We start from the raw sequence: 19,019 nt of genomic DNA on the forward strand, positions 1-19,019 counted from the left end.
CGGGAGCAGAAGATTAGCGAGCATCAGCTAGAGTTAGACAATTATAAAGCTTCGGGAATCAATGTCGCTAATGATATCCAGTATCTAAGAGATAATCAAGGGATGGAAACCGTCAGCTTATTTAATAAAGTAGCGTCGCTGATAAGCAGTTACTCATATGATAGAGTAGAAGCCCCGTCTATTTTATCTCCGAGCAATACTGCGTTTGATAACGTAGAGTATGCTGCGGATGGAACCGTTACGGAAATAAACCCTGACGGAGTATCAAGTGATGAGGCAATACAACAGAGTGAAGATCGAAATAAGGTGTTTAACGGTATCGGGCAAGAGTTTAGTGATTTTTTCAGCAGCCCTATTATAGAAAATCTGCCATTAATTTTAGCTGGCACGGCTATTTCTACAGGGATAGAGCTTCAAAATTCAGCAAATCCATTGGGACTGTCGATGGGGTCGAGTAATGCCACGAAGGTGGTAGATGGTATAAACGTAGTTGAGGGTAAAGTCGGTGGGAAAATACCTATAGAGGAATTTACAAAAATCAGAAGTCAATCAATACACAATGCAAATGCAGAAGCAAGTTCGATGACTCTCGGTAAATATACACCTACAGTAGAAAACGGGGTTGAAAATTGGGCAAAACCTGGGCCGGATTCATATATTGCTAAGGCTGGAGACAAATCTACATATTTTGATTTAGGAAGTGAATGGGAAAATATTCAGAGCAGGTATAATTTAACTGGCGAAGAAATGTTTAATTACTTTAATAAGCCTGCACTTGACGATGCTGTCCGCAATGGTAAAACTATCCAATTTTCACATAAGCCTGACTTAGAAATATATAAAGGTAGCTATCTAGCTGAGGAGTGGAATTACTTGAAGAATGAATACGGATATTCAATACTTATTGAAGGCGAAGGGGGAATTTGGTATGCAAAATAATGCAGAAGACATAGCGATTGACATTATTAACAAATTGAAAAATTATTTTGGCAGCAGATTCGAAGGGTTCTCAGTATGTTCCATTACTGATGAACCTTATAAGATGTTTAGTATTAAATTCACGGCGTATAATTATTTTTCAATTATTCTTAATTATGACAGAGGGAGCTTTGGTTGCAGTATTTCTAATGGTGGAGAAGGAATTGCTTTAAAAAGTAACCAAAACTGGTATGACAAAGCGGATATGAACATTTTTTTTAAAGAGCTAGAACAGCAGATAGAGTTGCGAATACCAGATAAATTTTTGGAATTTTACGGATGGAAATGACTTTGTCTATTGAGTTTTAAACACAGAGCATAGAAATTGACCGCAGAATTCAGATTCTGCAGTCAGTCACCCGCAATCCTAGCGAAGCGTCAGTACCGTCTAGAGCGGTAGCGTCGCATTTGACGCAATTGTCGCTTTAGGCGGACAACAACACAAAAGACAACAGTAGCAGCATCTTCACGGATGCTGCTACTGCCGTCACACGGCGGTATCACATAGGCGGTCCGGTGCTTCATCATCCCGGTAGAGATGTTGACCAAGAGAAGCATGACGCAACCCGGGGCCTGCATTTTGCCTTGCCCTCGGCGATATTCCTGTAGTCGCCGTGGAATAAACGGCCACACCTTTTGTAACTATACATCAAGTAAAAGCGACAGCATCTTTTGCGATGTTGTCATTTTTATTGAATAGAGTTTTCTTACATTCCTACATCAAAAAACAATTAAATCAGAGGAGGAAAACAATGGTGCAATTTCCAGACATTCAGCAACCGGTATACCCCTTTACCACTAAGATCAAAGATCCCTCGCTGCAGTCAGAAATGGAGAACGGGTTGGTGATTTCGCGGGCTAGGTTTACCCGGGCGCCGCAGACCTTTACTTTGAAGTGGACGGCTCTACCGGCCGCAGATTATGCGGCCTTGCGGAATTTTTACTGCAATACGGTTTATGGCGGCAGCTTGGCGTTCAATTGGTATTATCCAACCGTAGCCAATGATCCGTATTCCGGCAAACTATTTTCTGTCCGCTTCACGGGGGGAGACATTAGTTTCGAGTTAGCGGCACCGGGCTACTATTCCGGTACACTAAACATCCAGGAGGTGTAATATGCTTAATTTATCAGTGGCGGGCATGCTGGAAAAAAGCCAGCTTTCCAGTGACGGTGTATGGCTTTTACTGGTAGAAATCGCCATTCCGCATTCCGATGAGCCGTTGCGGCTGGTGCGCAATAACGAGAACGTTATCTGGAACAGCCATACCTGGAATGCTTTCAACCTTAAGCTCGGAGAAGTTACGGAGGACAACAAAGGCAGGCCGCAGTCTATACCGTTGCAGATTTCCAATCTTACGCAGACGGTTCAGGCCTACGTAGAACAATACAGCGGTTTGACCGATGTAACAATCATCCTGCGGGTAGTTCATTCTCAGCATCTGGACAACTCCGCTCCCGAGTTGGAAGAGATCTTTACCGTGGAGTCCACAACCTGTGACAGCAAATGGATTACCTTTTATCTTGGCTGTGAATTGTCCATTAAGCGGCGCTTTCCTCCCCGGCGGATGCTGAAGCACTTTTGCGCCTGGCGCGATCAGTACCAGGGCATTGAGTGCGGCTATAACGGCCCCCTGGCGGAGTGCGACGGTACGCTGAAAGCCTGCCGCTTGCGGGGCAATGCGGCCCGTTATGGCGGCGAACCCAGTATTCCGGAAGGTGGGCTGTATGATTAATGAGTACAACATTTAGCGACTTAATCGGGATTCCTTTTGTCGACGGCGGGCGCGACCCTGCCAGGGGGCTTGATTGCTGGGGACTGTCTACGGAAGTATTCCGGCGTTACGGCTTGGAATTGCCCGATTATACAATCTCCTGTGAAGCTGCCAGTATGATCAACCGTGAAGTCAATAAGCAACGACAATTTTGGCGCAGGTGCGAAGGAGCAATCCCCGTTCCCGCGCTGGTTGTAATCCGGTTTACCGTGTATTGCGACCATACCGGGGTCTACATCGGCCAGGGAAGATTTATTCACACCCGTAAGGGAGTGGGTGTCAATATCGACCGGGTTGACAGCCCTGCCTGGGCAAAACGTATTGAAGGATTCTATGTACCGGAGGTGATGGCATGCTCACAATAACCGTATTGAAAAACCCGTTTAACCACAGTGAAAAAGAAAATTACGTCTGTGAATATAGTCCCGGCAAATCGGTCTATGAGTATATCCAGCCTTATATCATGGGGCTGGATGAGTATATTGTCAGCGTTAACGGCAATGTCGTAGAAAATGCCAAAGAACAGCTGGCCGGCAGTGACGATTGGCTGGCAGTCTGTCCGGTTGTCGGCAAAAGTGGCTCGGACTGGTTTCGGTCTGCTTTTACGATTGCTTTGGGAACCTGGACAGGTGGAGGATTCGCGAAATATTTAGACAAAATAGGAGTTAAAGGTGTTTGGGGTGCCCTGGCAAAAGGCGCCGTTGGTATGATAGGCGGCAGTCTAATCAACCACTGGTTTCCGGCAGCCAAGCCGGAGCCGATCGCAACAAAATCGACCTATAACTGGAGCAATGCGCAGTCGCAGACCGGTCAGGGCAATGCACTGGCCGTCACCTATGGCACCATGCGGACTGCCGGTCAGGTGCTGGCTCAGCATGTGTCGAGCGATGATGAGAACCAGTACCTGAATATCCTGCTGTGCGGCGGTGAAGGGCCGATTGACAGGATCAGCGATATCCGCATCAACGATAATCCTATTTCTTACTATAAAGACGTAACTGTCGAGACCCGGCTGGGTACTAATGAGCAAACGGCAATCGCTAATTTTGGCGACATTTACGACGATCAGCCTTTAGACTACGAGCTCAACACCGATAGTACCTGGACAACGCAGCAAACGGAAGGAAATGGTGTACAAGGGTTGGAAGTCACGCTGGATTTTCCCGGCGGTCTGTACTATATAAATGATAAAGGCAATCTTACGAATGCAGCCGTTACGGTAATAATGCAGTATCGCAAAGTTGGCGATACAAGCTGGAGCGATTTCACCACAGCAACAATTACTGCAGCGAAAAACAATGCGTTTTTCCGCACATACCGGCTGGATCATCTTCCTGCCGCTCAGTATGAGGTAAGAGCGCAGTGCACGGCCAAAAGCGGCACAAGTACCCGGCATTCGACACGGGTGTATTGGACGCAGTTGTCCAGCATCATGTATGATGATTTTACCCGTCCCGGCAAGGTATTGATCGGTATCAAAGCGCTGGCGACCAGCCAGTTGAGCGGAGGCATGCCGTCAATCACCTGGCTGCAGACCCGTGACAAGGTTTGGGTGTGGAACGCCGAAGCAAGCGCGTATGAACAAAAATCCGCTGCGAATCCGGCCTGGGCAGCTTATGACATGATTCACCGCTGCCGGCAGTTAAAAAATATCCATAGCGGTAACGATGAGTTTGTTGTTCAAGGCGCTCCGGCATCGCGGGCAGTGTATCAGGATTTTGTCGGATGGGCCGCATTTTGCGAGGAGCGAAAGCTGACCTTTGACTATATTTTCGATACGGCGGACGATCTGTGGACATTGCTGCAGAAACCGGAAGGCGTCGGTCGGGGCAAGGTAATCATGCGGGGAACAAAATTCGGCTGTGTCTGCGATGCGCCCGGTGAGCCGGTGCAGTTGTTTACGGTCGGCAATATCCTGGCCGATAAGTTTGAAGAAACTTTTGTTAGCCTGAAGGACCGGGCTAACGCCATAGAAATTTCTTTTCCCAACAAAGACAAGGCGTATGAAAAAGAAGTGATCACGGTTTATGCCGATGATTATAATAAAGCGACCGAACCCAATATCACCCAGATTACTATGGATGGGGTGACTACGGTTGAACAAGCTTATCGGGAAGCTAAATACCGGCTGCGGCTGAATCAATATTTAATGCGGACTGTGGAACACAGCGCCGATATTGATGCAATTGCCTGCCAAATCAATGATATTGTTTTGCTGGCCCATGATGTGCCGCAATGGGGATTTTCCGGACGGCTGCGCAGTGCAACGGCCACTACGCTGCAGCTTGACCGGGAGGTAACGCTGGAACCGGGCAAATCCTATGCGGTGGCCCTGCAGATTACCAATACGGCGGCGACCACGAATCAAAATGTCCAAAGTATTGTGACTGCAGCCGTACAGGGTGTGACGGAGGAAACGGTCACCGCGGCAGTTACTCTTGTCAGTCCGCTGTCTATTGTGCCGCAGGCATGGGATTTATACAGTTTTGGCGAAACGAATAAAGTCGTCAAACCGTTCCGGGTGCTTAAAATCAGCCGGGATCAGGATTTAAAGCGCAAAATCACCTGTCTTGAATATATCGAAGCTGTTTATACTGAGGCAACGGATATACCGGAAATAAATTATAGCGACTTAGAGACTACCGTCGAAGTCAGCAATGTAAACGTCAATGAAAATACCTATCGCCAGAAAGACGGCACAATGGTTTCTGATCTGGATATTTCCTGGAGTATACCGCGCGCTACCAGAATCGCTGGCTATAAGGTCCTGTACAGCAGCGACAATGGAACGACCTGGAATCAATGGTGCAGCGGGTTAACCGCACTAAGCACTTCCATAGTGGGCGTAAAAACGGAAACTACCTATTTGGTCAAGGTTTGTACCATGAATGAATTTGGTGCTGTATCGAACGGAATTCAAGCTTCGTTATACGTTACCGGCAAAGATTTTCCCCCATCCGGTGTTTCCAGTGTAGCAGCTTCCTTTGACCCTACAGATTCAACTAAGATTACGCTGTCTTGGCCGGCGGTAGATGATATTGACCTGGCGGGGTATCGAATCCGGGAAGGGACAACGGTTATTGAAAAACTGGCTCAAATTACTACTTATACCTATGTTGCAACCGAAAGCCGTACCCATACTTTTTCGGTTACTGCCGTCGATAACTCGGGCAATGAATCGGATACCGCGGCCGTAGTAACTGTCAATGTAACGGTGGAACCTGCCAATGTTCAAAAGTTTGCGGTGGAGCAGCGAGCGTCGAACCGAAACTATGTGGACATGTCATGGAAGGCAAACGGTGATACGAGTTTATCGCATTACGAAATCCGAATGGGAACAACTGACGATTGGGCTTCGGCAACCGTTATTGCCAGCCAGCTAAAAGCTACGAGTTTTAGTTATCAGCTGACGAAAGAAGCCTATACGTATTTCTTGATCAAGGCGGTAAATTCCAGCGGATACTATAGTACTTTGGCCGCCGGCGGCGCATTGCAGGTGGTGTTAAAACCGGATGCTGTTACTCGGCTTAGCGCCGTCCAGAGTATAAAGGATAAAAGTATTGCTATTTTAACGTGGGCTGCGGTAAGCGGAGATGATATCGCCGGGTATAAAGTCACGGTAGATGATTACACCTATAGCACGAAGGAATTGACTTTTAGTTATGAGGTGCGTGAAAATAGAACCTATACTTTTACGCTGCAAGCTCTGACTACGGCGGGATTTTATTCTAAAGAGACAAGCTGCAGCATTCCCGTGACGATATCGGCAGCAGACGTAACCGGATTTTCCGTCAATCAATCATCCACTGACCGGACGAAAATTATTTTGACATGGGACACTCCGGCGGAACTGGATGTATCTTACTACATTATCAAGAAAGGAACGGCATGGGAAACTGCCGATATCTTAGGCAGCCGGGTAACCGGGACAAAATTTGAAACGCAGATAACCACGGAGACAGAACAATCATTTTTAATCAAAGCGGTTACTCTGGCCGGAAATGAGAGTCAATATCCGGCGAAAGTCAGTGGGATCTTTGATCTAAATCCCGCACCGGTAACAAACATCGTTTTGTCACAGTCATTTGCCGATAAATCTGTACTTAACATATCATGGACGGGAATTCTGGAGAGCGATCTGGCTTACTATGACATACGCGTCGGTCCTTCCTGGGATGGGGCAGTACCCATTGTGACTACCCAAGAAACGAATTGTAACTATACTTTAAGTGCCAGTGGATCGATAAAGATACTCATAAAAGCAATGAACGTTGCCGGGTTCTACTCCGATGAAACGGCGGCAACCCTCTATTGTACGGTAGAGCCGGCGGCGGTATCCAATTTCCGCGTATACCAAAACGGTGTGTATGTGGAACTCTTCTGGGATAAAGCGGGTGAGCCCGATGTAGTAAGCTATGAGATTCGGGAAGGAGCTAGCTTTAACACAGGCTCTTTAGTGGTAACGGGGCAGACATCTACCAGCTATCGGTATGTCGTGGATACGGAACGGAAGTACCAGTATCACATTAAAGCAATTAATAAAAGCGGCTTCTATAGTTTATCGGCCACTAGCGGCAGCGCAGCAGTGAGCGATCTTCCCGCGAAAAATGTAATCGAAACTTTTGATGAGATTATACTGCAATCAGGAACACACGCCAATACGGTTTTTGGCACATCGCAGTACAAATTCAGTAACCTGGGCGGCAGGTTTAGTGACTATAGGACAATGCGGTTTAGTGAAATCGGCGGGAATACCGTGCTTAAGTTAGCAATGAATGGTTCGGAGTATTATTCTTCCGGTATATATACTTGCCAACAGATCGACATCGGCCAGGTAATTACTGCGAATATAACAGTTTATTTTGTTTCAACGGAGCTTTTATCCGGGACATCGGCCAGGCTGCAATACAGGACTAGCCAGGATGGCAGCACATTCACGGATTGGCAGGATTTTAAGGCGGTACAGGCAAGCTTCCGCTATTTGGAATTTAGAGCGGTATTAGCTACGACGGATACAGCCAAAACGCCGGAGGTTAATCATTTTACAATTTCAGTGGATGTGCCGGATACGGATATGAGTTTAACGGCTGCCGTAGCCGCCGGCGGGACTACGATTGCGTATGGGCGGACATTTCATACGGTTCCGGTGGTTACTCCTACCGCCGTCGGTGAGGATTTATACGCACAGGTCATTGCAAAAACAACTGAATGTGTAGCGCTTAAAGTTAAAAACGCATCCGGTCATGATGTAGGTGGGACAGTCGATATACGGGTTAAAGGATATTAAAAATAATTATGGGGTGATGTGTATGTCATACAATAGCAAGCTGCCAGCGGATGATGAGTATATTGCAGCGGGACCGGCGGACATCCGCGAAAATCTCCGGGCCCTGAAGGAAGATCAAATCGTTAATGCGGGAACGCTGTCTGGCCTGCCGGCAGGTAACGCCAGTGGTAATATCCCGGAATCGAATGGAACGGTCAATGCAAATTTAAACGCCGATCGGTTAGACGGGTATGACGCGAGTGCTTTCGCTATGGCAAACCACGCTCATTCGGCGGCTACCACGTCAACCCCAGGGTTTATGAGCGCTGTCGATAAAACGAAGCTGGACGGAATCGCAGCCGGTGCTCAAGTCAATCAGAATGCGTTTAGTAATGTACTGGCAGGTTCTACGACCATACAAGCAGACTCGCAAACCGATACGCTGGAGATTGTCGGCGGCGCAAATATTTCCGTTGTTGCCGATGCGACGAACGACCGGCTGACATTTGCTGTGAATGGGAAAGTTGCGAGTGCGAGTACGGCGGATGCAGCTACAACTGCAGGAACTGCAACTTATGCAAATATAATTAACTGTCCTGATGGGGATAGACTTGCATCAACAAAATTGCCAACAACAACTCCCAAAGCAGTAAGGTTTGATTTTGTGGCGGCTAGTTCGACTGGTACTGGAGGAGATTATGCGGGAGTAATGACATATGCTCCCTGGGACGGGACATATGATGCGTATACTGGTGGGGATTGTAGTTATCAATTAGCGTTCGGCTCTACAATTCAAAACGGAGGGGCTCCGCAACTACGAATCAGAAATGGGATAGGAAGCTCTTGGAATGCGTGGAAAGATATTATTACTTCGGATACTATCGGTAGTCAGGCAGTTAACTATGCGGCATCCGCCGGTTCTGCGCCTGCTAACGGTGGTAATGCGGCAACGGTAGGAGGTTATGCGCCGCAAAACACTGGAAGTGGAGCATCTTGGCCGTTTATTCCTTTTGTTCAAACTTCTGGTGTGATAGAGATTGGTAAGTATATTGACTTTCACGAATCTAGTAATGACGGATTGGATTATGCGGCGCGAATAACATCTGTAAACGGTACTTTACAGATGCCGGATATGACAATCAGCGGCAAGCAAGTCGCCACCACTGATCAGATACCGCAGACAACCTATATCACAGCTTCTGGCAGCGGTACAAATTATTACTGGCGGAAGTGGTCAAACGGGGATATAGAACAGTACGGATGGAATTTAGGGCCTATTGGCCAGGACAGTACACAACACGTTGCATTTCCGGTACAGTTTCAAAGTCAAGTATTTTATGTAGGCGTTATACAAACAAGTAATTTTAGAGGTGATGGGCAAGGTGAAGATGGCGCGGGAAATTGGTCATTGTCTGGGTTTGATTACACTCATTACTCCGATGGTGGTAATACTCATTACGCTTATCATGCAGTAGGGAGGTAGCTATGAAATATTATTTGAATTATGATGCCACTACAGGCTTAATTATTGGCGCGCCATATTGTGACCTAGTCCATGGCAAGCAGGTGCCGGTTTACAATACGGAACAGATTACTAAGCAAGTACCGGAAATCGACGCAAACGGCAGGCAAGTTGCCGATAAAGAGGGAAAGCCAGTCATGAAGTCGGTTACCCAGGCTGCCGGTACAGTGCAGACGGGTACAACTTTGGATTTATCAGCAATTCCTACGCCCAATATCGAGCTGACCGAGGCAGAGCATGACGACTGGATGCAACATCAGTCCACCCGGAAAGTTGACGTGACAGCAAAGAAACTGGTAGAGTATACACCTGCTCCGGTTGTATTGACTGCCGTGCAAAGACTGACAGCTTTGGACGCGGAATATCAGCGTCAGTTTACTGCTGTAACACAGGCTTATTTGACTGCAATGACAGCAGGCGATGCTACGACAGCGGCAGCTAGGCAAGCTGATTACGCAACGTTAAAGGCAAATTATAAGACAGCATTGGGGGCGATTTAATGACGACATATTGTTTCGTTTGCGGGGCGAAGATTGATGTGGCTGCTGGCAAATGTACGAATAGCGCTTGTCCAAGGTATGAAGCCCCGGCAACTGCTGCTGCCAGTAAAACGTCCGACACATCAACAACAAGTAAATAAACGCCTATAGGGCGTATTTTTTATGGGTTGGGTGGAGAAGATGTGACACAGCCAGATGGGGCTTGTATGGATAGGGGATATGATGCTAGATTCACGCAATGTGAAAAAACGGTATAGAAACGATTACATCATCATTGTGATTATTCAGAAGGTGATGTATTAGTGAAAAACAAATACTCATTTTTGCTGACGGGCGCAGGCTAATTGGCTTGCGCTTGTTATTTTTATGACGGTGGCATGGCCCGGCGTTCTGTTTATTAATTCTCTAGCCGCCTGGTTGGTTGCGTTTTGGCTGAAGGAGCTGTATGGTACAAAGTTTGAACAAGCGGCTTATTAGTAATGACATGGAAGAGCGGGAAGTGATTGAATGTCATTTGAGGATATAAAGGATATAGTTAATCAAGGTTTGGGAAATATAGAAAAAACCGGACAAGCAATCGTAGATTCTATTCGTGAACGCGTCCCTACGGAATTGGGGCAAGACCAAATAGCAGACTTAGGGAGCGAACCAGAAGTACCGCAAGTAGCGGTTTATGTACCGGAAACATATGACCAGGTAAGTAATGCGAACTATGGAGAAAGTAACTTTGCAAATGAAAATCAAAATCAAACAGAACACCCATTACCGGAAATAACATACTACAATTCATCTGGACTAAAAGCAGATATAAGTGGTAATACCATTAGGAATAGCGATGGCACTTATACCGATAGAGAAGGCCATACCATTATGGCAGATGAAAATGGTGAGCCAATAATGGCACAAGACGCACCAGAATTTTATGATTGGTATAAACCAGAAAAAGCCTGACCGATATAGTAGAAGAAAAATTAAAGCCCTTTGCCGAAGCATTGGAAAACTTGACGTACAAATTCTCACCGACCAGTACGGCGGCAACCGGCGTCGACGAATTAACGAAACAGGATAATGGCTATGTCCTGGATTATGATGAATATAATATACCGCGAAGATATGACGCTCTTGGCGGAATGCATCCTGACGACATACCTCGTTGGAGCGAATTCCAAGACGCAATAAATAGTAGCTTCTCTAAGATTCCATACAAAGACATTACTGATTTACTTGATGGATTGAATACCTCTACTCAATTGGTGAGGACTTCCTTACTGCCAGTAATTGCGATAGGCGCAATAGGTACGGAAAATTTATTTAAATTTGCAAAAAGCGGAAAAGTAACGAATTCAATTCAGGGGTCGAGTAAAGTTGCTGAAAAACTTGGACAGGTAGTCAAAACTGATTATGGTCCAGCAGTTCAGTCTACAGAAGGTGAAGCATTAAAGTTACGAGAATATGTAGATAGTGGAGGTAATCTTTACAAGGCTGGAACATTTGGACGATCAAATGCTGCTGACTCCCAATTCTGGGCAACAGAAAATCCTTTAACAACTCCTGGGTATGCAAATAAATACGGTGTGGATTTCAGTAAAGTTGATTATATTATTGGTGGTAAAATAAAAAAACCTTATATTACCCGTTCAGCACCAGGGCTCGGTGAAAATGCTGGTGGAGCACTTGAAGTTGTGACAGACCCCTTTGGGGTTGAACTAGATTTCTTCTATATGCCATAAGAAGAGAGGTGATAAAATGGAATTCAACAGCAACGATGATTTGAGGAGGTTCGCAAAACACGTAGAGGAGAAAATGGAATATCTGGGGAACTCATCGATAGCACATGATTTGAGAGAATGGAACGAAACCGCCTTTTTACCATCGGAGCTCCTAGGTGAATTAAGAATAATATTGAAACGTGTAGAATCTCTAGCAATCATAGACTCAGAGCTAAAGCAACAGGTAGGTGATTGCATAGCTGCAATTAACAAGGCATTTGGTCAGTGATTGGCCTCTTTTTCTGGTAGGTCCGGCATCACGTAGGCCGTCCGGTGCTTCACCATCCCATAGACGATGTTAACTACGCGTAAAATGACGCATCCAGGGCCTGTTGAATAAGACCAGCCGCTTTAACTATACATCAAATAAAAATGACAGCATCTTTTGCGATGTTGTCATTTTCTATTAAACAGAGTTTTATTACATCCCTACATCAAAAAACAATTAAAACAGAGGAGGAAAACAATGGTGCAATTTCTAGACATTCAACAACCGGTATACCCCTTTACCACTAAAAGCAAAGATCCCTCGCTGCAGTCGAAATGGAGAACAGATTGGTGATTTCGCGGGTCAGGTTTACCCGGGCACAGCAGACTTAAAGGATATTAAAATAATTATGGGGTGATGTGTATGTCATACAATAGCAAGCTGCCAGCGGATGATGAGTATATTGCAACGGGGCCGGCGGACATCCGCGAAAATTTCCGGGCCTTGAAGGAAGATCAAATCGTTAATGCAGGAACGTTGTCTGGTTTGTCGGTAGGTAACGCCAGTGGTAATATCCCGGAATCGAATGGAACGGTCAATGCAAATTTAAACGCCGATCGGTTAGACGGGTATGACGCGAGTGCTTTCGCCGCGGCAAACCACGCTCATTCGGCGGTTACCACGTCAACCCCAGGGTTTATGAGCGCTGTCGATAAAGCGAAGCTGGAGGGTATTGCCGCCGGTGCTCAAGTCAATCAGAATGCGTTTAGTAATGTACTGGCAGGCTCTACGACCATACAAGCAGACTCTCAAACCGATACGCTGGAGATTGTCGGCGGTGCAAATATTTCCGTTGTTGCTGATGCGACGAACGACCGGTTGATATTTGCTGTGAATGGGAAAGTTGCGAGTGCGGGTTATGCAGATAGCGCAGGTTATGCCGCAAGTGCGGGGTCTGCTCCTGCAAATGGAGGAACCTCTACTACAGTGACGGGGTCTTATACGGGTAATGGTGGTCAGCAAGCACCTAATTATTTTGGAACAAATAAAGCCGGTTTCCTGATGATGAATACTTCGATTAACGGCGATTCCAATTATAAAAATTTCTTGATTATGGATAATTATAGCGGCGCTGATGTAGGCGGAGCTACTGCGTTGGGACTCGGCAGACAGACGAATAGAGCGTTTATAATGCGCAGTGATGCAAATAGAACTGCTTGGAATGAAAGCGCCGAACTAATTACAACGGCTAACATCGGCTGTCAATCCGTAAATTATGCTGTTACAGCAGGCAGGGCTTATCCTTATCGTTCTGATGGAGGCCAACTGAATTTCTATTGGTCTGGCCAAGGCGGACAGCCGTCGTGGCTTTGGGGCGGGAATGACGGCGTTAATATGTATGTGTACAGCCCGTCTAACTTTAGCGTTAATTATGCAATTCATGCAGACTATTCCGGCAGCGGTAAAACACTTGCTACGATAGACCAGATACCGGCAGCGCACGGTAAACAACTATTCACTGCTTCCGGCACATTTACAGTGCCTGCTGGAGTTACGCAAGTATGGATAAGCTTGTGCGGAGCGGGTGGAAATGGAGGAAGCCATTCCAATGGTTCAAATGGATTCTGTGGTGGCGGCGGTGGTGGCGCGGCGGCTAACATGGCATACAATGTAACCGGCTTAACTCCTGGTGCTGAGATAGCTGTAACTATTGGGGCTGTTCCAGGAGGGGCAACATCGTTTGGGAGTTATATATCTTGTGCGGGAGGAGGGACTGGTGGCAACGGTAGCTACGCATTTCCTGGAACAGGGGGCGTTGCAGGTGGAGCTGGAGGAGTTCCCGGCGAATCTGGTATGTATAATGTGGATGGCTCAACTCAGACGCCTATTAATACAAATACTCCTCCCGGTGGAGGGTGCCTGTTTGGCGTAGGTGGAATAGAGTCGAATGGTGCAGGATACGGCGCTGGTGGCGCGGGTGGGAAAAGTACCCATGATGCTGGATACTCAGGTGCGCCTGGAATGTGTTTGGTTGAATGGTAAGCTGGCGGAAGTTTTAAAAGGCGCATAGGCGTCTATTTTTTATGACAATTTATAGGGGTGGGAGTGTGGATGAACTCGAACTGAAGCAAATGCTGGAAAATCATATCCGGGACCAGACCCAGAAATGGGATGAACAAGCCAGATTGACACGCGAACTGCTGGAAAGAACCGCCCGGGTAGAAACATTGTTGCAGTCATGCCCAGGTTGTCAGGTGGAAATCAGGGAGCAGGGAAAGGCTATTGTTAAAGCGGCGGAAAGTGCAAAATCAGCCCATCGCAGACTTAACGGAATCAAGACGACAGTCAGTATAGTTGCACTGATTGTCAGTACGGTAATAGGCGCTATTTTCACTGTGCTGAATTTTATTTTTCGGGGGCATGGGTGATGATAGTAAAATTTATGAATTTTTTGCATGACCACTGGCCGGGCGTCGTCTTAACGATGACGCTTATTTTATTTCTGTCCGCACTCGCTGGTTATTGGATACAAGGCATTACAGAGCACAAATGGGACATGACCGCCATGTGGGCAGGAGTGACGGCCATAGCGGCAGCGGCTGCTGCCGGCTATGGAAAGTTTTGGGCAGACAGTAAATATAACAGCCTAACCGGCCAGCCGCCTGGGGAACAAAAGTGAACGAACAGATTATGTATATCAAGAATATAAATATATTACGGAGAGTGATTCAATTGGTGAGCGTGAATATTAAGGAAACAAATCTGGAATTCGGGCCGCTGGAAGACCGGAAGGAAACGAACCTGATTGTGGTTCATCATGTCGGCGGTACTGACCGGGATGTATCGGCAGAAGAAATCCACGGCTGGCACCTGGCAAACGGCTGGTCCGGAATCGGGTATCATTATGTGATACGAAAAGACGGAACAATCGAACGCGGCCGGCCCCGCGAAATGATTGGCGCTCATGCAGAGGGCTTCAATAGTCGATCAATCGGTATCAATATCGTTGGCGATTTTGAGCAGGCCACACCGGAGCCGGCACAAATTGAAAGCGCCGCTATGCTGATTGCAGAGTTGTGCGAGATATATTGCTTATGCCCGGATGCTCAAACGATCGTGGGACATCGGGATTTAATGTCCACGGACTGTCCGGGGGAAAACTTGTATTGTCTGCTGCAGGATATCAGGGGAAAAGCGGTTTGGTATCAGCAGAACTGCTAAGTGATATATTTTAATAATACGGGATTAGGGCGGCTCTAATTAAAATGAGCCGCCCTAAATTTTAATAAGGTGGAGGAATGTTATTATGGAAAACGCTGAAAAGCAAAAAATTCAAGCGGATGTTACAAAAATTAAGGCCGCAATTGCCTCCTTGCAGGCAGAGGGAGCTGACTTATTTTCAGAAGAAATTTTGAATCTCAAGCAAAAACTGGCTGCTAATATCGAGAATGAAGCAGCAGCCCCGGAAACGCAGGTCGAAACCAAAGCCCGGACTTGGACCAAAAAATTTCGTGAAGAACACGGTATCTCCGTCCCGGTAGCCGTGGCGGCTGGCATTTATATTATTTGGCAGGTTGCCGCAGCGTGCTGCCGGGCACTGGGGTGGTTTTAATGCAAATCAATATCAAGGAGGATATATCAAAAAATGTTAAAAAAGTTGCTATTATTGTTATCGCTGTGTTTTTTTTGTGTGCTGCCGGCGGGTATCTGTTCAGCCGAAGCCACGTATCCAATAACGGAGTCGGCGCTGACACGGTTAGATCAAATCTTCGATCAATTGGCGATCAACAACAATCAGCTATTGACGGAATTACAGATGTCGAATCAGGACTTGGAGACAGCACAGCGTCAGCTGGAAGAATATCAGACGAAGTTGATGCAGTCTCAGAAGGAATTAGAGGAACTCAAAGCACAATTGCTGACGCTCAAAGCCGAATCAACACAAGCCAAGACATCGCTGCAAGCGGTTCAGACCTCATTGCAGAAGGCAAACGAATCATTAAACAAGTACGAGAAAGAGGTCCAATCCCGGGAAACAAAGCTCAAAATTGAACGCGATATCGGTTGGGTAGTCGCTGCCATTGCGATATTCCACAAATAATCCGGGGCTGCTATGAGCGTTCTTAATGGTTTGGTTGGTTTACTGATCTGAATGGCTGAAATGTTGCCATTTTGTCAGCGAAAATAAAAAAAGCAGAGGTTGTCCATGAGTCTATCAAACTTATGGGCGGCCTCTTTTTTTTATTTAGTATGCTATTTGCTGAAACTGGTTATATATTTTATTAGATAATCAAGTTTTGCATTCAGGACAGCAATGTCTGTTTTGATGCTGGCTTCAGTTGTTTTTATCTGTTGCTGATTAAGTTTATCGGCTAGAATATTTTGTTCTAATTGATTTAATTGTTGTGTTACAACGCTTTGAAATGCGTTGCTTTTTTCATTTTGAATAGCAGCTGCTTGCCGCTGCTCCTGATAGCGAACAGTGTTTTCTTTGCGCTCTTGTGATAATAAATAATTATTCTGCAATGTGGCTGTTGTTAAAAATAATAAAAGGGTAATTGTTAAACGGATCGTCCATTTTCGCAGTGGTTTTTCTTTGATAAAAGACAAAAGCAGACCGATAATTGAGATAGTGACAAATATCAAAAATAAAATCATCAGAAAATCCAATAGTATACTCATGTTTTCCTCCCGGCAGAATTTGCAGTTATAAGTAAAAGAGAAGGTGATTTACCAATTACAACAATTCGTCTTCTGCAGCAGATCCGAATATTCCTGCTTTTGCATTCGTGTATTCGCAAGTAAAATTGGCTTATTCGTATATAATGCCAATAAAACGGGAAGAATGGAATTATGCAAGCATCATTGCAGGAAAGGATGGTATATTAATAATGCAAATGATTTGGTTTCTATTAATCGGACTGATTTCCGGCTGGCTAGCCGGCATGATTTCACGCGGGGGAGGGTTCGGCCTTTGGGGAGATCTGATAACGGGTGTTATCGGTTCTTTTATTGGCGGCACTATATTTAACTTTATGGGAATATCCGCTTATGGGACACTGGGGGCCATTGTTTCAAGTACTGCAGGCGCTGTTGTGCTTTTATGGATTATACGAATGTTTTTCCATGCAGCGCCGGCCGCGCAGAAAAAAGAATGATATTTACTTTTGCCGCCTATCCTGGGATGGGCGGTTTTTCTGTGTGTTGTATGTGGTTTGAAAGCGGCGGATAAAAAGATTACGAAATTACTTTACCAAACAACTTCTATATAAGCAGGGTTTTGTAAAGTAAAGCAGAATATATAGGACGATTTCATTTTGGCAGATTTGGTGCAAGGTTCTATTGATCTGCGCACAGCTTGGGGGGCTAATTCGTTGTCAAAGGATGTAATCCAACAGGGACGATTACCGGCATGCAATATTAATTCGGCTTTCATGGATAAGCTATGGAATATTTTAGGCAGTGAGGGCGATTTTACCTGGGAGGCAAAAGTAGGCACTGATGATGATCTGCTGGGGGAAAAAGAAGAGCAGAATCGTTCTGAGCAAATTGTGACGGAATGGTCGGAACTGACGGCGCTGCTTGCAGCGCTGCCGCGTATCGACAGCCTAAAAATTACCGTTGAAATTCCCGGACAAGGATCTCTGGCGATTATGATTAAAAGTTATGCGCCGGCAAGGGGAGCGCTGGCAGTCAGCGGGGATTCCGCCGAATGGGTGAACGCGAAATTTGCTGATATAGAAGAGTTGTTTGTTAGCAGTAAGGATAGTTTTGCCGCCGGATTATATTCTTATATTGGGTTTGGAATGATTCATACCGTGATTCCTTTATCTGCAGCTTTTGTGATTGTCATGCTGCTGGCAGGACTCTTGATTCCGTCGGAAATTCGCCATAGCGACTGGGTATGGTGGATTACGGCGATTTGCCTGCTGATTACCCTGCGTCTGGCGTATACGATTTCCGATCGCTTGATGCTTCATTTTATGAAAAAGTATCCATATCTTCGCTGGCTTTCATAATTCTCCGCTGCGCTGCATAGATACTATTGTATATTGCGGCGGGGGGGATTATTCATGATTGTGAATTTACGGCAGATCTTTCATCATCGGCATATATTTTATAGTATAATCGGCTTGTTTACGATTGGAGCCTTTTATGTGCAGGTTTCCGATCTGATTTCAACCGGACCAATGGCAATCGCCGGTACGCGTACTGACCAGAAGGTGGTTGCGTTGACCTTCGACCACTCCTGGGGCAATAAGTTTACGCCGTCTATTTTGGATACGCTGCAAAAAAATAATACAAAAGTGACCTTTTTTATTATGGGGCCATGGGCACAGAAGTATCCGGAGGTGGCTAAACGGATGGTTGCCGATGGACATGAGATTGCCAGCCATGGTTATCGGCATGAGAATTATGGCGATATGCCGGCTGAATGGGTAAGAGAGGATATTCAAAAAGCCCATAATCAAATCAGGGAAGTTACGGGTATAGAGCCGACGCTGCTTCGTCCGCCGAATGGACATTATAGTCAGCAGTCCCTGAAAGCAACCGATGAATTAGGGTATAAAACAATCATTTGGAATGTGGATTCTCTGGATTGGAAAAATCCCGGACGGGATGTGATTATTAGCCGGGTAATGAAACGAATCAAGCCGGGGGCCATTATTCTGCTGCACGCTTCGGATACGCCGGTTCAGACGGCGGATGCACTGCCGCTGCTTTTGGAACGAATAAAAGCCGAAGGGTATCAGATTGTAACTGTTAGTGAACTGTTAAGCAATTATGCTGAGCGGGGAGTTCAACGCCATTAGTTCCAGGTAAGATGTCCTGTTCCTATTGCTCAGAGCTTGATCATTTTAAGAAAGATTGTTTCGCGACTGCGAAGCAATCTTTTTTTACGTTAATAGGGGATATCACGAAGCAGGGAAATGAAAGACGAGCACGAAGTATATAAAATTACAAAAAATGTTGAAAAATGCCGCTGGCATAAAATAATTTA

Annotated in this window: 23 protein-coding genes; 21 read left to right on the forward strand and 2 right to left on the reverse strand. The window is 46.0% G+C overall.

Going from position 1 to position 19,019, the window contains the following annotated elements; genetic code table 11:
- Both ABFC84_02470 and ABFC84_02475 read left to right on the forward strand, forming a co-directional pair.
- Positions 1-939 (forward strand): hypothetical protein (locus ABFC84_02470; protein ID MEN6411611.1); only part of this gene is annotated, 939 nt, incomplete at its 5' end.
- A complete protein-coding gene (locus ABFC84_02475; protein ID MEN6411612.1) occupies positions 929-1,267 on the forward strand; it encodes a hypothetical protein in 339 nt (112 codons plus the stop codon). The genes ABFC84_02470 and ABFC84_02475, both read left to right, overlap by 11 nt.
- An 89-nt stretch (positions 1,268-1,356) precedes the next feature.
- On the opposite strand, the gene ABFC84_02480 is transcribed toward ABFC84_02475, so the two are convergent.
- On the reverse strand, positions 1,357-1,557 hold the full coding sequence (locus tag ABFC84_02480) for a hypothetical protein (protein ID MEN6411613.1): 201 nt from the start codon (positions 1,555-1,557) through the stop codon (positions 1,357-1,359).
- Positions 1,558-1,730: 173 nt separating this feature from the next.
- Between ABFC84_02480 and ABFC84_02485 the strand changes: the two genes are divergently transcribed.
- The 16 genes from ABFC84_02485 to ABFC84_02560 all read left to right on the forward strand — a co-directional run bounded on the left by ABFC84_02485 (position 1,731) and on the right by ABFC84_02560 (position 16,118).
- Entirely contained in the window at positions 1,731-2,093 is a 363-nt protein-coding gene (locus ABFC84_02485; protein ID MEN6411614.1) for a hypothetical protein, read from the forward strand.
- 1 nt (position 2,094) lies between these two features.
- Positions 2,095-2,712, forward strand: a complete 618-nt coding sequence (locus ABFC84_02490; protein ID MEN6411615.1) for a hypothetical protein — start codon at positions 2,095-2,097, stop codon at positions 2,710-2,712.
- On the forward strand, positions 2,712-3,116 hold the full coding sequence (locus ABFC84_02495) for an NlpC/P60 family protein (GenBank protein ID MEN6411616.1): 405 nt from the start codon (positions 2,712-2,714) through the stop codon (positions 3,114-3,116). The genes ABFC84_02490 and ABFC84_02495 overlap by 1 nt, the downstream gene beginning before the upstream one ends.
- On the forward strand, positions 3,104-8,038 hold the full coding sequence (locus ABFC84_02500) for a host specificity factor TipJ family phage tail protein (GenBank protein MEN6411617.1): 4,935 nt from the start codon (positions 3,104-3,106) through the stop codon (positions 8,036-8,038). The genes ABFC84_02495 and ABFC84_02500 overlap by 13 nt, the downstream gene beginning before the upstream one ends.
- 22 nt (positions 8,039-8,060) lie before the next feature.
- Positions 8,061-9,500, forward strand: coding sequence for a hypothetical protein (locus ABFC84_02505; protein MEN6411618.1), 1,440 nt, complete (start codon positions 8,061-8,063; stop codon positions 9,498-9,500).
- A 2-nt stretch (positions 9,501-9,502) separates the two neighbouring features.
- On the forward strand, positions 9,503-10,039 hold the full coding sequence (locus ABFC84_02510; GenBank protein ID MEN6411619.1) for a hypothetical protein: 537 nt from the start codon (positions 9,503-9,505) through the stop codon (positions 10,037-10,039).
- Positions 10,039-10,179: a hypothetical protein gene (locus ABFC84_02515; GenBank protein ID MEN6411620.1), complete on the forward strand. Its 141-nt coding sequence runs from the start codon at positions 10,039-10,041 to the stop codon at positions 10,177-10,179. The genes ABFC84_02510 and ABFC84_02515 overlap by 1 nt, the downstream gene beginning before the upstream one ends.
- Positions 10,180-10,546: 367 nt before the next feature.
- The gene (locus tag ABFC84_02520) at positions 10,547-10,990 is read left to right on the forward strand and encodes a hypothetical protein (protein MEN6411621.1); all 444 of its coding nucleotides are present in this window, start codon (positions 10,547-10,549) and stop codon (positions 10,988-10,990) included.
- 41 nt (positions 10,991-11,031) lie between these two features.
- On the forward strand, positions 11,032-11,769 hold the full coding sequence (locus ABFC84_02525) for a hypothetical protein (protein MEN6411622.1): 738 nt from the start codon (positions 11,032-11,034) through the stop codon (positions 11,767-11,769).
- Positions 11,770-11,785: 16 nt separating this feature from the next.
- Positions 11,786-12,037: a hypothetical protein gene (locus ABFC84_02530; GenBank protein MEN6411623.1), complete on the forward strand. Its 252-nt coding sequence runs from the start codon at positions 11,786-11,788 to the stop codon at positions 12,035-12,037.
- Positions 12,038-12,439: 402 nt separating this feature from the next.
- Positions 12,440-14,059, forward strand: a complete 1,620-nt coding sequence (locus tag ABFC84_02535; GenBank protein MEN6411624.1) for a hypothetical protein — start codon at positions 12,440-12,442, stop codon at positions 14,057-14,059.
- 41 nt (positions 14,060-14,100) lie between these two features.
- Positions 14,101-14,445, forward strand: a complete 345-nt coding sequence (locus ABFC84_02540) for a hypothetical protein (GenBank protein ID MEN6411625.1) — start codon at positions 14,101-14,103, stop codon at positions 14,443-14,445.
- Positions 14,445-14,696 carry a hypothetical protein gene (locus ABFC84_02545; GenBank protein ID MEN6411626.1) on the forward strand — a complete coding sequence of 84 codons (252 nt, stop codon included), beginning with the start codon at positions 14,445-14,447 and terminating at the stop codon, positions 14,694-14,696. Before ABFC84_02540 ends, ABFC84_02545 begins: the two co-directional genes overlap by 1 nt.
- Positions 14,693-15,238, forward strand: a complete 546-nt coding sequence (locus ABFC84_02550) for an N-acetylmuramoyl-L-alanine amidase (GenBank protein ID MEN6411627.1) — start codon at positions 14,693-14,695, stop codon at positions 15,236-15,238. The genes ABFC84_02545 and ABFC84_02550 overlap by 4 nt, the downstream gene beginning before the upstream one ends.
- Positions 15,239-15,323: 85 nt before the next feature.
- Positions 15,324-15,629, forward strand: coding sequence for a hypothetical protein (locus ABFC84_02555; GenBank protein ID MEN6411628.1), 306 nt, complete (start codon positions 15,324-15,326; stop codon positions 15,627-15,629).
- A 33-nt stretch (positions 15,630-15,662) separates the two neighbouring features.
- Positions 15,663-16,118, forward strand: coding sequence for a hypothetical protein (locus ABFC84_02560; protein ID MEN6411629.1), 456 nt, complete (start codon positions 15,663-15,665; stop codon positions 16,116-16,118).
- A gap of 152 nt (positions 16,119-16,270) precedes the next feature.
- Here the strand turns inward: ABFC84_02560 and ABFC84_02565 are convergent, their stop codons facing one another.
- On the reverse strand, positions 16,271-16,699 hold the full coding sequence (locus tag ABFC84_02565) for a hypothetical protein (protein MEN6411630.1): 429 nt from the start codon (positions 16,697-16,699) through the stop codon (positions 16,271-16,273).
- A gap of 215 nt (positions 16,700-16,914) precedes the next feature.
- Between ABFC84_02565 and ABFC84_02570 the strand changes: the two genes are divergently transcribed.
- From ABFC84_02570 to pdaB, 3 genes are all read left to right on the forward strand, one after another.
- A complete protein-coding gene (locus tag ABFC84_02570) occupies positions 16,915-17,175 on the forward strand; it encodes a GlsB/YeaQ/YmgE family stress response membrane protein (protein MEN6411631.1) in 261 nt (86 codons plus the stop codon).
- A gap of 216 nt (positions 17,176-17,391) precedes the next feature.
- Positions 17,392-18,036, forward strand: a complete 645-nt coding sequence (locus ABFC84_02575) for a hypothetical protein (protein ID MEN6411632.1) — start codon at positions 17,392-17,394, stop codon at positions 18,034-18,036.
- A 54-nt stretch (positions 18,037-18,090) separates the two neighbouring features.
- Positions 18,091-18,831: a polysaccharide deacetylase family sporulation protein PdaB gene (gene pdaB, locus ABFC84_02580; GenBank protein ID MEN6411633.1), complete on the forward strand. Its 741-nt coding sequence runs from the start codon at positions 18,091-18,093 to the stop codon at positions 18,829-18,831.
- Positions 18,832-19,019 lie beyond the last annotated feature (188 nt).

It is taken from the genome of Veillonellales bacterium, assembly GCA_039680175.1.
Classification (GTDB): Bacteria; Bacillota; Negativicutes; order JAAYSF01; family JAAYSF01; genus JBDKTO01.

Coding starts and splice junctions, on each gene's coding strand:
- ABFC84_02475 (MEN6411612.1), top strand. CDS start 929: ATGCAAAATAATGCAGAAGACATAGCGATTGACATTATTAACAAATTG.
- ABFC84_02480 (MEN6411613.1), bottom strand. CDS start 1,557: ATGCAGGCCCCGGGTTGCGTCATGCTTCTCTTGGTCAACATCTCTACC.
- ABFC84_02485 (MEN6411614.1), top strand. CDS start 1,731: ATGGTGCAATTTCCAGACATTCAGCAACCGGTATACCCCTTTACCACT.
- ABFC84_02490 (MEN6411615.1), top strand. CDS start 2,095: ATGCTTAATTTATCAGTGGCGGGCATGCTGGAAAAAAGCCAGCTTTCC.
- ABFC84_02495 (MEN6411616.1), top strand. CDS start 2,712: ATGAGTACAACATTTAGCGACTTAATCGGGATTCCTTTTGTCGACGGC.
- ABFC84_02500 (MEN6411617.1), top strand. CDS start 3,104: ATGCTCACAATAACCGTATTGAAAAACCCGTTTAACCACAGTGAAAAA.
- ABFC84_02505 (MEN6411618.1), top strand. CDS start 8,061: ATGTCATACAATAGCAAGCTGCCAGCGGATGATGAGTATATTGCAGCG.
- ABFC84_02510 (MEN6411619.1), top strand. CDS start 9,503: ATGAAATATTATTTGAATTATGATGCCACTACAGGCTTAATTATTGGC.
- ABFC84_02515 (MEN6411620.1), top strand. CDS start 10,039: ATGACGACATATTGTTTCGTTTGCGGGGCGAAGATTGATGTGGCTGCT.
- ABFC84_02520 (MEN6411621.1), top strand. CDS start 10,547: ATGTCATTTGAGGATATAAAGGATATAGTTAATCAAGGTTTGGGAAAT.
- ABFC84_02530 (MEN6411623.1), top strand. CDS start 11,786: ATGGAATTCAACAGCAACGATGATTTGAGGAGGTTCGCAAAACACGTA.
- ABFC84_02535 (MEN6411624.1), top strand. CDS start 12,440: ATGTCATACAATAGCAAGCTGCCAGCGGATGATGAGTATATTGCAACG.
- ABFC84_02540 (MEN6411625.1), top strand. CDS start 14,101: ATGACAATTTATAGGGGTGGGAGTGTGGATGAACTCGAACTGAAGCAA.
- ABFC84_02545 (MEN6411626.1), top strand. CDS start 14,445: ATGATAGTAAAATTTATGAATTTTTTGCATGACCACTGGCCGGGCGTC.
- ABFC84_02555 (MEN6411628.1), top strand. CDS start 15,324: ATGGAAAACGCTGAAAAGCAAAAAATTCAAGCGGATGTTACAAAAATT.
- ABFC84_02560 (MEN6411629.1), top strand. CDS start 15,663: ATGTTAAAAAAGTTGCTATTATTGTTATCGCTGTGTTTTTTTTGTGTG.
- ABFC84_02565 (MEN6411630.1), bottom strand. CDS start 16,699: ATGAGTATACTATTGGATTTTCTGATGATTTTATTTTTGATATTTGTC.
- ABFC84_02570 (MEN6411631.1), top strand. CDS start 16,915: ATGATTTGGTTTCTATTAATCGGACTGATTTCCGGCTGGCTAGCCGGC.
- pdaB (MEN6411633.1), top strand. CDS start 18,091: ATGATTGTGAATTTACGGCAGATCTTTCATCATCGGCATATATTTTAT.